This is a genomic window from Pararobbsia alpina, assembly GCF_902859895.1.
Taxonomy (GTDB): domain Bacteria; phylum Pseudomonadota; class Gammaproteobacteria; order Burkholderiales; family Burkholderiaceae; genus Pararobbsia; species Pararobbsia alpina.
On the sequence record NZ_CADIKM010000075.1, the window covers coordinates 1 to 12700 of the forward strand.

Here is a 12700-nt window from a genome sequence, read left to right on the forward strand (position 1 = left end):
CTTCCAAAGGCTGTCGAGACCCGCTATTCAGCATCGGCAGTGCCCGCGGGCCGATCGTCGCATCCATTCGCACGTCAACCGGCTATGCGATGCGTATTGGTCAGCGTGTCCCTAACAAAACGTTCATCTCTTTCATCGCAGTTCGATACGTCGTCCAACATTGCATCGTCACAACAACGCGCAAGGAGCGGACGGCATGAAAACCTTCTGGATCAAAACTGCGGCGGTGCTTTACATGCTGGTGGCAAGCTGCGTGGCGTCGGCAGCCAGCGAGCTGACGCCGGCCGAATGCAACGATTATCCCTTTCAAGCCATTGAGCAAAAACAGGTCACGCATGCGTTATCGCGACAGAACCGTGCGTTATCGTCCGAGATTCCCACGCAGTGGTGCGTAAACGACCGGTGCATCGACTCGTCGACGACCACAGGGTTGTGGCCACTGACGAGGCTCCACGTCAGAAGGTCGTGCGGATGCCAGCTGCGGCAACGTAGTTCGTCGGCTCGTAGCCGACGAACTCGGCGCCGTTGAACTTCGAGAACATGTACCCGACGTAGACGTCGGTCCGGTGGCTGAGGTTGTAATCGACCAGCAGCGAGTATTCGAGCTGATTACCTCCCGCCACATGTGCGCTTTGCAACAGCTGTGTATCATAGAAGCCCGCTACAACGTCGAGTGCGGGCGTCACCTTATAGTCGCCGCCGAAGAAGTAGACGTTCGTCTTCGTTGCGTACAGCGTATTGACGAGTGTGCCGTCGAACCCGTAGTAATTGGTGGGTGCGCCGGCAACCGTGGGATCCGAAGGAGGCTTCAATTCATAGCGCTCATAGCCCCCCTTCAGTGTCAGCGCACCAAACGAATATTTCCCAACAAGATAGGCGTCCTCATCGTTGTTCAGCGTCAACGTGCCGACGTAACTTCCGATAAGCGGGCTGCCAACCGGATTCGCCCCCACGAGCGCTCCCGAATGCACGATGTCGCGAGCGTAGTAGTAGCCCGCATCGACAGAGAGAGAGTGCGCCTCATAGCCGAGGTCCGCGCCGAACGACGAGCCGGCGCGGAGGTTGCCTGCCACATTGCCGAAGCCGTATGAAAGGCCAACCTTGAAATCGCCGATCTTGTTCGTGTACTTGACGTTGTTGTCAGTCCGCGAACCTTCCGTGATGCCGCCAGCCGAGAACGATCCCGAATAGCCGAACGGCGAGAACAACTGAGCGAAGGAGAGAGGATCGTAGGACATGAGCGTGTCGTAGCCGAGCGTTGTCGACCGGCCAAACGAGATGCTGCCATACTTGTCGTCCCGCAATCCGACGTACGCGCCGCGGTTGAAGAGCTGCCCGTCGAGCGCCGATGCGCCGGTCGTCGTATTGTTCGTGCCGGCAATGGCGGCAGCCGCATTATTGATCGAGCCTGATTGCAGACTGAAACCCGACTCCAGGTCGAAGAATGAGTGCAGCCCGCCTCCGAGGTCTTCGGTTCCACGAATGCCCCAGCGCGAATCTGAAAGCCCTCCGTTGAACACGCCGGTGACCCGATGATAATTGGCCACGGCTACCCTTACGGGGTCGATCGTGATTGCCTCCAACCCGCTTCCGTTGGCACTGTGCTCCACTGTTCCAATGGCGACGTCGAGTATTCCGTAAAGCTCGACGCTGTTACCGCTCAGGTCGTCGGCGTGCGCCACTCCGGCAAGCAACGCGAGAATTGCGCCGGGGATAAGTCTCCATTTCATATTTGAAAATCTTCCGTTTCAGTTTCTTGGCTTTGCTCTGACGCATGCACCATCGCCGCGCTTCGCATTTCGCCGGTTTCGATCAAAAATTGAAGGGATCTAAAATAGTCCCTGGAGGTAACCCGTATTTGCTTATAGGACGCAAACATGTGGACGTATCGACTTATTCCGCGTGCTCTGAAATTTTCGAGAGAAGCCCCTCAGCGTCCTTGTACGCTGAGGACATAGGTCTCTATACGTGCCGGTTCGCTCCAAAGCACAGCGACGCCGTCTATCACATCGCTTGGCATTTCGTGCAACGCTGTGTGCTCACAGATACGTCGCTTTTGAAAATCTGACCGCCGGTGCTGCCTCACCATCAACGTGCGATCGACATGGCGCCGACAAAACCATGGCGAAGATGATGGATGAGATATCCATCAAGCCGATAGGAGACGTCGATCAAGATTTTGTTGCGTTGATGCAGCAGGGAATCATCGCGATGAGCCATGCACTGGGACAACCGCTGCCGCCTACGACGCCTGCGTCCGACGAATTGTCAGCCTTGAATTCCACTGCGACACCAGGGGAGCCGATATCCCACAACAGCATGCAGATGAACATGCACAAGGAGCCGCGATGAATCGTATGACCATCTTTCCGACGAATGCGAATTCACCGTTGCGACGTATTCTCCGGCGTGGCGTTTATATTGGTACAGCGGCATCCATTGGTGCGTTCGCGATGCTCTGTCATGCCCAATCCGAAGTCCCGGCGACGAATCAAGCCACTGCCGCCGAGGGGCCATCGATTGCCACTTGCGTGGCTTGTCATGGCGTGCTGGGTGCGGGCAGTGAAACGGACGCACCAAGGCTTGCGGGAAAAGATCCTGATTACCTTGCGCACGCGCTTTCAATGTTCAAGGCAGGCACCCGCATCAGCCCGCAGATGCAGGCGGTGGCGCAGAACCTCTCCGAGAGCGACATTCGTACGCTGGCGGTCTTTTTCTCGAAACAGCATCCGCCACTGGCACCGACTTCCGTACCCCCCACGGCTCTCGTGACGGCGGGCAAGCAACTGGCCGAGACGGGAGCAGGCATAAGCGTTCAGGCATGCTTCAGTTGCCACGGTGCTGGCGGAAAAGGAAATGGCGCACGTTTCCCAGGTATCGCAGGTGAGCCGGCCGCTTTCACGATCGCACGACTACACGAATTTCAGGCGCGCGCAAAGACCTCGACGCCCAAACCGGGAAGCATGACCGCGGTTGCCGCCTCACTCAATGACACGCAGATCGAGCAGGTCGCCGCTTATTTGTCCGTTACGGCGCCGTGAACACGCTCGAATGCGAGCGGTGCATCCGCGGCTCCCATGACCCGAAGCCGACGCAGAGGTGTCCGGTGAGAAGCAGCGCCAAAACAGCGCCGTTGCATTCTCCCATCGACGAGTTGACGACACGGCGTCACATATTCTGCCGTGGTCGATCAAAGGCCGCGTTGCGCGATACAACTGCCAGGCAGCATGATCAATCACGGCGGGCCGCGTTGAATCTCGTTTGGCGCGATTCGTGTCGATGCGCGTGTTTCGGAAGAGGTTCTGCGTCAGCTCGAGCCACCGGGCGTACGGGGGGTCGCTGGAAGCCATCGAGCGAGAGGGGCGCATCAGTACGAGCGAATTCGACATCAGGAGCTGGCCGCCCGATCCGGAGGCGATCGAGCGCTGGCAGCGCGACACGTATCCGGCCATTGTCAGACAGGCTCGCGAGGAAAATGCCGACATCTTCTTCTGGGACGAATCCGGCTTTCGGGCCGACTCGGTGCATGGCAGGACCTGGGCGCAACGCGGCGAAACGCCAGTCGTCGAACGACCGGGTCAGAGGCAAAGCATGAGTGCGGCGTCCGCCGTGAACTCGAAAAGGGGCTTTCTGGTTTGCAACGTACGAAGGTGGGCTCAGCGGTGAGCTGTTCGTGATGCTGCTCAGGAAGCTGATGTCCAATCGCCGCAAGGCAGTTCATCTGATTGTCGACGGATTGCCCGCGCACAAGAAATCTGTCGTCAAAGACTACGTAGCGAGTACCCAGGGCAAGCTGACCTTGCACTTCCTGCAGGGTTACGCACCAGACCTCAACCCCGATGAGCTGGTGTGGAGTCACGTCAAGCGCACAGGCGTTGCGCGACGCCCGTTGTTGATGTTCGTTAATTCCGCTAGCCATGTTCACAGCATTTGCTAGCGAAAGAAGGGCTGCGGCCCGCGCCCAATAAGGCTGGAAGGCCAGAAGAGGGGTGATGTCAAATGCGATTCTGAAAGTTACCTCCGGGGTGGATTCTGGTCCGCCGGCGCTGTTCGCTCCGGACCCGGCCGCCTCGAAACGCTTCATTGAATTCTTCACGGCCAATATCCGCAATCCGAACACGCGCAAGGCCTATGCGCGTGCCGTGAGTGACTTTGCCGCGTGGTGGGACGAAAACCGGCTGGGCGAGCTGCAGGACATCGAGCCGGTCCACTTCGCAACCTATGTCGAAACGCTGCAGCGGCGGCTTTCGGCCCCCTCGGTCAAGCTGCACCTGGCCGCGCTCCGGATGCTGTTCGATTGGCTCGTTGTCGGACAGGTTCTCAAGATGAATCCGGCTGCAGCCGTACGCGGGCCGAAACACTCGGCCAAGAAAGGCAAAACGCCAGTACTGGCCGCCGATGAAGCGCGGGCCCTGCTGGATTCCATCGACGCTGGCACGCCGATCGGTCTCCGTGACCGGGCCCTGATCGCCGCCATGGTCTACACGTTCGGCCGCGTCGGCGCGGTCACGAAAATGCGTGTCGAGGATGTCTATGTGCAGGGACGGCGCACTTGGATTCGCCTCCATGAAAAAGGCGGCAAAGATCACGACATGCCAGCGCACCACAGCCTCGATGAATATCTGCATGCGCATATCAACGGGGCCGCCCTCGCTGGCGATTCCAAGGGGGTATTGTTTCGGACCAGTGTCGGCCGGTCCGCAAAACTGACGGACCGGGCGATGAGTCAGGCGGATGTCTACCGCATGATCGCCCGCCGTGCTTTGGCCGCCCAGGATGGAGTGGTGAAGAAATAATTGTTTTATCACGGTCACCGTTTTCCAGCCGGAGTCATCAGTTGCGCTGTGCGCTGGTATTCCGCGCTACTCCTGCGCGCTGTCGACCAGCTCGAAGAGCCAGGCATTCAGCACGAAGAATGCGGTGTGCGCAACCGCGAAGACGCTCACGCCGAGCGGCGTGAGCACGCGATGGCCAGCGAAGCCCTGCCCGATCAGTGGCAAGACTACGCATGCGTTGGTGAGCCATACGCCGGCCGCGGCAACGAGGCCTTTCGCGAGCACGGCGCCGCGCGAGCCGCCGAGCGTGACGGCATAGACGACGGCCATCGCAACGCCCACAAGGAGATGGAAGAGCTGCCGGAAACCCCACGTCGTCGCCATCGGCGGTGTCGGGGGACCGATTAGTTTCAGCAGCAGCGTCAGGAGTCCGCCGTGCGCCGTCACGACGTGGAAACGGTCGGCGGCGGTCAGCATTGCGGTATTTACAAGGATCGCGAGGACGCCGGCGACGATGCCTGCGCAAACGCGGGCGCCGGCGCGATGTCGTACAGGCACGCGGAGTGGGTTCTGCGAGGTGGCGTTTATGGTCGCGCCCCTGAAAAGGGTACGCCGCCGTAAACACGCCGTGTTAGCCATTATTCCCGAGTGACGCCCCGAATTGCGAACAGGTACTACTTAGGCTTCAACCCAAGGAATGCAGTCATTGGCCTGCGAATTTTATGCGAGCCCAACCCAGTTCCGGCGGGAACGGCTCACTCCTGTATGAGCTCATCTCGCAGACTCTTTCTCGTCTCGGCCATCTTGTTCGTCACTTGTAATCGAACGAAAATTCTAACCCAGCGCAGCGCAACAGAACCGGGTAGTGTTACCCGCCCGATTCGATTTCGAGAGTCTTCCCGCACTATTATCCCGGCGTCACCTTGGTCAATTGCTCGTACACGTTATGCGACAACTCGAGCAGCACCTTGCGATCTATACCACCCGTTACCGCGTAGCCGAAGTCACCGTCTACCCAATAGAAGACGTTGACCGGGCCATCCTTGTACAACTTGAACGCCGTCGTATTCGAATTCACTTTTCGCCGCGAGATGTACAGCGTGACCCGCTCGCCCTTTGCATCGCGGTACATAAACAAGGCCGTAGGACCGTCAGAGCTGGGCAGCAAGCGCCCCCCCGCCAGTTCGAAACCCGCTTTCGCGAGGATTGGGGGATGCACGTCGACGCCGAGACGGTTGGACAGCCACTGTACGAAGTCCTGTTCCCTGTCCGCACCAATCTCGGCCGGCCGGTCGACGGCGGGCATGTACACAACGTGTGCGACCGCCGCTTGGCGAGCGAACATCTCCGATTCGTTGAGGCTGACACTGCGTGTATCCGATTGGCTCGCCAGCTGAGAGAGCCCATTCTTGCCCATCTGAGTTCCCATGCCGATCCCCACGCCCAGCAGGAGCGCGGCCGCCATTCCTGCGAACTGTGCCCAGTTCATGACTTCGCGCCATGGCCGCCGAGCAGTCAGCTGCAGGCGCTTAGGCACGGGATCGCTCAACAAGCGGTCATAGCGCTCGTGCAGGAGTGCATTCAGAGAGAAGTAGTCTCTTACTCGCGCGGCCAGTTCAGGATTGCGCTCGAGGGCTTGCTCCACCTCGACGCGGCGCGTCTCGGACAGCGTCCCGTCAACGTAGGCGTGAAGCTCGTCATCGCCAATTGAAGTGTGTTGTTCGTTCATCGTACCACCCGCAAATTTGTGCCGGGCTGCGTGCCCGCCATTATTGCCCTCAGCCGTTCGCGACCGCGCGAGAGCCGTGACATTACAGTGCCGAGGGGAATGTTGAGGGTGAGGGCCACGTCCGCGTAGCTCATCTCCTCCAAACCGACCAACAGAACGACTTCGCGCTGCTCCGAAGGTAGACGCTGCAGTGCGTAGTCGAGATCACGCACCTCCAACGATCGTGTCTCAGCCGCCGGCACCGCGAACTCGCTTGCGGCAACGCTCTCGTCGTCCACCGACACGTGAACGGCGCGCATAGAAGCTTTGCGTACTTGGTTCGCAAACACGTTGTGCATGATGGTGAAGAGCCATGCACGCAGGTCCGTACCCGCCTCGAACAGCGTAGTTCGACCGAGGGCACGTTCGAGGGTGTCCTGCACCAAGTCGTCGGCAAGATCCTGATTATGAAACAGCGCTCTTGCGTAACGACGGAGACGCGGGACGTGCTCCATCAACTCGTCACGAATGTCCATTTCTCTGTACCAATAGGATGTCTCACGTGATGCGGCCCATAAAGCTATGTATTGGCAAACACGTGCCTGCCCAGTTTATTCCAGAGCAACAGTTTCCGGCACGAGCACGGCACATCGAACTGCCGTCCTTAGCGCAATGTCATGATATCGGCCGTCTGCACCAATCCGCGCGTGTTGGCGTCGCCGGCTAACACATAGCGCTGGTGTCGTGTCACCCATGTAAGAAGTCGGATGTTGCCGACCCGGCGCGCCGCCCACTGTGTCTGTTCCCGGGCCGTGAGAGCAAGGCCGACCAACAGCACGACAGGTTGACCGGTGGTGTTGACATAGACGAATTCGGATATTCGCGAGATCGGACCGAGTGCGACCGTGCTTTTCTCTGCGAGCCGTAGGCGTACCGGCGTGAGGTCGGAAGCGGCATGGTCAGTGCCTGCCACTTGCGCGGGCGGTGTGGCGTCGTGATAGCGACTGGACGCGCGCGCCAACCCCATAACTGCGGCATCGCTCAGCGCTTCATCCGACGCTTGCAACGCGACAATCCATCCGCTTAAAGCAACGAACGAAAGCGCCAGCACAACAAAGGTCCGCAGCGCGACTCCGCACGAGTTCGGCGTAAGCAGCCGCTTCAGCGCGGCTTGCCAACCTTGAGCGCGAATCGCGCCAACCGTGGCCGGCTCCTCGGTTGGCTGGAAAGCGCGCTTCAATCGCTCGTTGAGGCTGCGGTAAAACAAGACCCGACGCGCTTCGTCCGATCGATTGCCCAAGTAATGGCGCAGACGCTCGGACCGCTCGGCTGCCAGGACGCCATCTGCGTAAGCATGAACATCCGTCTCAGTGGGCGGTAAGTTATCGGGCGGGTCCGTAATCATGTGGGGTATCGGTCAAGTGTCGGCTGGGCTATGTAAAGGCAAACATGGCAACGATTCCATCTATTCCGCCTCGGTCAATCGGAACACCTTGCTGAATTGGTTCACAGCCCGGCCCCTGCAGCGCGAGCGCGACCGAAGCCTGGTAGGCATCGCTTCGATGCATAGGATGTGCATCACATCGTAGGAAGTTCGGCTCCGTACCTGCTGCTGCGAGAAATGTGCGTGGCATTCGGAATAACCTCGCATCCGGCGGGTTCACTCCAATGAGACACGTGTTACTCACAACGGGAGAATCATCGTGAAAACCCCAATTCCTCGCACCGCGCGAACGCTCCTGAGCGTCGTCATTGCTCTTGCAGCACTTTGCGACACGCCTGCCTTCCCTGCAGATTTGCAGACCGCTGCTTCCGAGGAAGCGCCCTGCCTGGCGGAGAACGATACTGCCATGACAAGATGATGGACGGCATGTCCGTGAAGCCGACGGGTGACGTCGATTGCGTTTTCGTCGCAATGATGTTGCCTCACCATCAACGCGCCATCGACATGGCACAGGCTGAACTGCGCTATGGACACAACGAACAATTGCGCCGCATCGCGCAAGAGATCGTCGTCGAGCAACAGCAGGAAATTTTCGCCATGCACCTGGCGCTCCGACTGCCATTGCCGCCGTCGGCGCCCGCTCCGGACCAACAGAAGCCGGCTTCTATCCCGGCCGCCCACGCCCACCCGACGTCCCACCACGGCATGCAAATGAATATGCCGAACCCTACGCAGTAGGAGCAATGATGAAACGCAAATCGATTTTCACCATCGCGCTGTCGGCGGCCGCGCTGGCCGCAGCGCAGCTCGCTTGGGCCGGACAGGCCCCCGGATCGCTGTCCGATCCGGACATTCCGGTAAGCCACCACGATCGCTTTTACGCTGCCGAACAGTTTTCGAACACGGTGTCGGTGATCGACCCGGCCGACAACAAGTGCCGGGCTGGCCCACAAGCGCAAAGCTCTCGGCCGTCATGCTGCTCGTCATCGGCATTGTCGGCACGACTGTCGCGCCATGGCAGCTGTTCTTCCAGCAAAGCTACGTGATCGACAAACGCATCACGCCGCGCTTCATGAAGTACGAAAAGGCCGATCTTTGGGTCGGCATTGCTTTCGTGATGATCGGCGCGGTGGCGATGATAGCGTTCACGGCCGCCCTTTTCGTCGGGCACCCCGAGTCTGGTAACTTCACCGATGCGGGCGGCGTGATCGCCGGGCTGCAAAAGTACATCGGCCAGACGGCTGCGACGTTGTTTGCCGTGGCGCTGCTCGACGCGTCGATCATTGGCGCCGCCGCCGTCTCGCTCGCGACGGCCTACGCGGCGGGCGACGTGTTCGAGGTTCGTCATTCACTGCGTCGCAGCGTCTTTGATGCGAAGGGATTCTATCTCGTCTACTTCGCGCTCATCGCCTTTGCTGCCGTGCTTGTGCTGATTCCCGGCAGCCCGCTGGGTCTCCTGACCGAGGCCGTACAAACGCTCGCCGCCGGCGTACTGCTGCCGAGCGCGACGGTCTTTCTGCTTCAGTTGTGCAACGACAAAGCGGTGCTCGGTCCGTGGACAAACTCGAAGCGCCTTAACCTGTTCACGGGCGCCGTGGTCGCGGTCCTCATCGTGCTTTCGATCATTCCGACCGCCTCCACGGTATTTCCGGACATCAGCGGCGGCGCCATCATGGCGATTCTCGTCGGCGGGGTCACGCTATTCGCTGTTGGTTTTGTGGCGACGCAACTTGCGCAGCGCTTGCGCGGCAAGGCTGTCCCGCGTAGCCAGCGCAATACGGCGGCGAAAAACGATGCCTGGGACGCGCGCGACACCTCGCGCATGCCGCCGCTCGGCGAATTGCCGTCGCCTCATCTCACGCTCGCGACGCGCGCGTGGATGGGGGGCTGCGCGGCTACCTTGTGATCGCGGTTGGCCTCGTGATCTTCAAGGTCGTACAGGTTGCGATGCATTGAGTTCGCCGATACACATTCAGCACTTTCGATTCGCAATTCCCTCCGGGGATGCGAAGTCCACGGTGTCTTAAAGACAGGAGAGTCCCTCGTGGACCCAAGCCCTAGTAGTCGATCTTGCAGGCCGGCCTGCGCCGGCCTCCCCACTGCAATCGCGCGTTAGCGACGCCAGACTCTTCTGCTGCCGCTGACTCGAATTGCCGGGTCAGCGCTTTCCCAGACCGCTACAGGCGGTCGACCCGAAGACCGCTTCCCACCCGTATGGACGCACGCCGCTCGCTTCAAAGCGATGCAGCGTGCCGCTTATCGCACGTTGCACGGCTGAGCCGGGCCGGACGGGAATCAAAACATGCATATTGAACGTTTCCTGCAGGTCTCGCGCACGTACCTCTGCGTCTCCGCCCACCTCAGACGACGCGCCGATCGCGCAAGTTCGAGCACGCTCGGAACACGACGGGTGCAGGTCGTCATCGGCCGCACGCACCTCCCCGCTACTTTTTCACGCTTCAAACGGAGCCGCGTCGCCGCAGCGCTCGCCTTCACCCTCGCAGCCGGTACGATGAGTGCCGCCTACGGCCAGTCCGCAACGGATGCACCGCCAGCGGCGAGCGAAACGCCGGCCGCTGCCGACGCCAAACCGGTCCAGGCTGACCCGCCGCCCCCCGCACCGACAGGCTTCTGGGACCGATCGAACTTGCTTGGCGACATGGGTGGGCTGCGGACGCTGCTTGGCAACCACGGCGTGACGTTCGGTCTGCAGGAAACGAGCGAGGCATACGGTAACTTCACCGGTGGGGTGCGCAAAGGCGTCTCGTACGACGGCCTTACGCAATTCAACTTGGCCGTCGACATGGGCAAGGCATTCGGCCTGCAGGGCGGCCAGTTCTTCGTCGATGGGCTGCAGATTCACGGCCACGGCATCTCCATGGCGAACCTGAACGCCGTGCAGTTTGCGAGCGGTGCCGAAGCCGAGGCGGGCACGCGCTTGTGGGAGCTTTGGTACCAGCAGTCGCTCGGCGACAAGTTCGATGTCAAGATCGGTCAGCAAAGCCTGGATCAGGAATTTATCATCAGCCAGTACGCCGCGACGTTCGTGAACTCGACGTTTGGTTGGCCGGGCTTGCCCGCCGCCGACCTGCCCGCGGGAGGACCGGTCTACCCGCTCTCGTCGCTCGGTCTGCGGCTGCGCTTCAAGCTCAGCGATTCGGTGACGATGCTGGGCGGCATCTTCGACGGCAATCCCGCACCCGGCACCGGAGACCCTCAGAAGCTGAACAGCAGCGGCACAAACTTCAATTTGCACAACGGCGCCTTGATGATCGGCGAGGTGCAGTACGCGATCAACCAGCCGCCTTCGAACAGCTCGGGCCAACAGCCGAGCGGGCTACCGGGCACTTACAAGCTTGGCTTCTGGTACAACAACAACCCCTTTGCGGACGAGCGTCTCAATCAGAACGGCCTGCCGCTCGCCATCGTCGGCGGCGTTCCGGCGTCGCATCACGGCGACTACAGCGTCTATGCCGTCGCTGACCAGATGGTGTGGCGCCCAAGCCCCGACAGTCCAAAGTCGATTGGCGTATTCGCGCGCGTGATGGGGGCGCGGTCGGACCGCAACCTGTTCGACTTCAACATCGACGCGGGGGTGGTGATGAAGGCGCCGTTCAAGGGGCGCGATAACGATTCGGTCGGGCTGGCGGTGAGCTATGCGCAGGTCAGCTCGAGTGCGAGCGCGTTCGATCGCGAAATGGCGCTGACGTCGCCGGGCTACCCCGTGCGTTCCGCCGAAACGGTGATCGAGGCGACCTACCAATATCAGGTCGCGCCCTGGTGGATATTGCAGGCCGATTTTCAATACTTCTTCAATCCGGGTGGTGGCATCCCAAACCCGAGCACGGGTGGTCGTATTGGCAACGAGGCGGTGGCGGGGCTGCGAACAGTCATCACGTTTTGACGGAGCGCAGGGCAAAGCACAATACGAGGAGTCATCGATGCAACTCCGGAAATTGACGGCCGAGATGTCGGTTTCGCTACAGATCACGGCGTCCGACCTTTCGGCCATCCAGACTGCGGGCTTCCGCAGCATTATCTGCAATCGCCCCGACGGCGAAGGCTCCGATCTACCTACCTTCAGCGAGATCGAGGCGGCTGACATAGTCATCGTGGGCGCAGGCGCCGCGGGCCTTGCCACGGCCTCGAGTCTGCTCGTGCGCGATCATACGCTCGACATTGCGGTGATCGATCCGGCCGACACGCACTACTATCAGCCAGGCTGGACGATGGTGGGGGCGGGCCTATGCAAGCAAGTAGCGATCGCGCGTGAGATGGCCGCCGTGTTGCCGCGCAAAGTGCACTGGATCAAAGCGGCCGTTGCCGCGTTCGAGCCCGACAGTCATGTGGTGATCCTCGAAGGCTGCCGCGTCGTCCGGTACCGGAGACTGATCGTATGCCCGGGGCTCAAGCTCGACTGGCATGCCTTCACGCATGCGAGGCCTGCAGGTGACGCGGGTACGGCACCGACTATCGATGCGGCGACGTTGCGCTTTCATGAGAGGAGCGTCTTCAAATGAGCGGTGGGTCTTATTGCTTCGCCGCAGTGGTGTGAGCCGCGCAAAGTGCGCGCGCTTCAAGGGCGTGCGGTCGTCAGTGCCCAGGATGTTGACTGTAACAACCCGACGCGGAATTGCGCGCAAGTGCGTTAGAGGCCAGTTCAAAAAGACTGCTCGGCACGCCTGAAGATGTTCCAGCAGACGAGCGAGCAACCGAGTTTGAGAAACGCTTCGTGAATGTCAGCGCGCCGATCGAAGCGAGTGCGTAGACGCC

At 60.5% G+C, this 12700-nt stretch carries 11 protein-coding genes and 7 pseudogenes; 12 read left to right on the forward strand and 6 right to left on the reverse strand.

Annotated features, from left to right (window positions below):
• The coding region (locus HV670_RS30680; protein WP_217478544.1) for a hypothetical protein at positions 1-200 on the forward strand (200 nt) is incomplete at its 5' end.
• Between the two features lie 255 nt (positions 201-455).
• Here the strand turns inward: HV670_RS30680 and HV670_RS28005 are convergent.
• Positions 456-1730, reverse strand: a complete 1275-nt coding sequence (locus HV670_RS28005; protein ID WP_175108223.1) for a porin — start codon at positions 1728-1730, stop codon at positions 456-458.
• A gap of 391 nt (positions 1731-2121) precedes the next feature.
• Here HV670_RS28005 and HV670_RS28010 point away from each other — a divergent pair, with 391 nt between their 5' ends.
• The 5 genes and pseudogenes from HV670_RS28010 to HV670_RS32470 form a co-directional block, all read left to right on the forward strand.
• Complete coding sequence (locus tag HV670_RS28010) at positions 2122-2352, forward strand: hypothetical protein (RefSeq protein ID WP_175108224.1); 231 nt, start codon at positions 2122-2124, stop codon at positions 2350-2352.
• Positions 2349-3041, forward strand: coding sequence for a c-type cytochrome (locus HV670_RS28015; RefSeq protein WP_175108225.1), 693 nt, complete (start codon positions 2349-2351; stop codon positions 3039-3041). The genes HV670_RS28010 and HV670_RS28015 overlap by 4 nt, the downstream gene beginning before the upstream one ends.
• A gap of 349 nt (positions 3042-3390) precedes the next feature.
• Positions 3391-3925: pseudogene (locus HV670_RS28020) on the forward strand (IS630 family transposase); the annotation flags it as partial.
• 67 nt (positions 3926-3992) lie between these two features.
• A complete protein-coding gene (locus HV670_RS28025) occupies positions 3993-4796 on the forward strand; it encodes a tyrosine-type recombinase/integrase (RefSeq protein ID WP_175108226.1) in 804 nt (267 codons plus the stop codon).
• Positions 4797-4889, forward strand: a pseudogene (locus HV670_RS32470) (IS6 family transposase); the annotation flags it as partial.
• Here HV670_RS32470 and HV670_RS28030 read toward each other — a convergent pair.
• Positions 4863-5252, reverse strand: a complete 390-nt coding sequence (locus tag HV670_RS28030) for a hypothetical protein (protein ID WP_175108227.1) — start codon at positions 5250-5252, stop codon at positions 4863-4865. The pseudogene HV670_RS32470 and the gene HV670_RS28030 overlap by 27 nt on opposite strands.
• Between HV670_RS28030 and HV670_RS32475 the strand changes: the two genes are divergently transcribed.
• Positions 5211-5396, forward strand: a complete 186-nt coding sequence (locus HV670_RS32475) for a hypothetical protein (protein ID WP_246258044.1) — start codon at positions 5211-5213, stop codon at positions 5394-5396. The two genes, HV670_RS28030 and HV670_RS32475, sit on opposite strands and share 42 nt — an antisense overlap.
• 286 nt (positions 5397-5682) lie before the next feature.
• Here the strand turns inward: HV670_RS32475 and HV670_RS28035 are convergent, their stop codons facing one another.
• The 3 genes from HV670_RS28035 to HV670_RS28045 form a co-directional block, all read right to left on the reverse strand.
• Positions 5683-6504, reverse strand: a complete 822-nt coding sequence (locus tag HV670_RS28035; RefSeq protein ID WP_175108228.1) for an anti-sigma factor family protein — start codon at positions 6502-6504, stop codon at positions 5683-5685.
• On the reverse strand, positions 6501-7019 hold the full coding sequence (locus HV670_RS28040; RefSeq protein WP_175108229.1) for a sigma-70 family RNA polymerase sigma factor: 519 nt from the start codon (positions 7017-7019) through the stop codon (positions 6501-6503). The genes HV670_RS28035 and HV670_RS28040 overlap by 4 nt, the downstream gene beginning before the upstream one ends.
• Before the next feature lie 128 nt (positions 7020-7147).
• Complete coding sequence (locus tag HV670_RS28045; protein WP_246258045.1) at positions 7148-7723, reverse strand: transcriptional regulator; 576 nt, start codon at positions 7721-7723, stop codon at positions 7148-7150.
• Between the two features lie 463 nt (positions 7724-8186).
• Between HV670_RS28045 and HV670_RS28050 the strand changes: the two are divergent.
• The 5 genes and pseudogenes from HV670_RS28050 to HV670_RS28065 form a co-directional block, all read left to right on the forward strand.
• Positions 8187-8665 (forward strand): annotated as a pseudogene (locus HV670_RS28050) (DUF305 domain-containing protein).
• Between the two features lie 8 nt (positions 8666-8673).
• Positions 8674-8862, forward strand: a pseudogene (locus tag HV670_RS31520) (hypothetical protein); the annotation flags it as partial.
• A pseudogene (locus tag HV670_RS28055) lies at positions 8862-9883 on the forward strand (NRAMP family divalent metal transporter); the annotation flags it as partial. The pseudogenes HV670_RS31520 and HV670_RS28055, both read left to right, overlap by 1 nt.
• Before the next feature lie 556 nt (positions 9884-10439).
• Complete coding sequence (locus HV670_RS28060) at positions 10440-11831, forward strand: carbohydrate porin (protein ID WP_175108232.1); 1392 nt, start codon at positions 10440-10442, stop codon at positions 11829-11831.
• Between the two features lie 37 nt (positions 11832-11868).
• Positions 11869-12351, forward strand: a pseudogene (locus HV670_RS28065) (beta-lactamase hydrolase domain-containing protein); the annotation flags it as partial.
• 236 nt (positions 12352-12587) lie between these two features.
• Here HV670_RS28065 and HV670_RS28070 read toward each other — a convergent pair.
• Positions 12588-12700: pseudogene (locus HV670_RS28070) on the reverse strand (IS5/IS1182 family transposase); the annotation flags it as partial.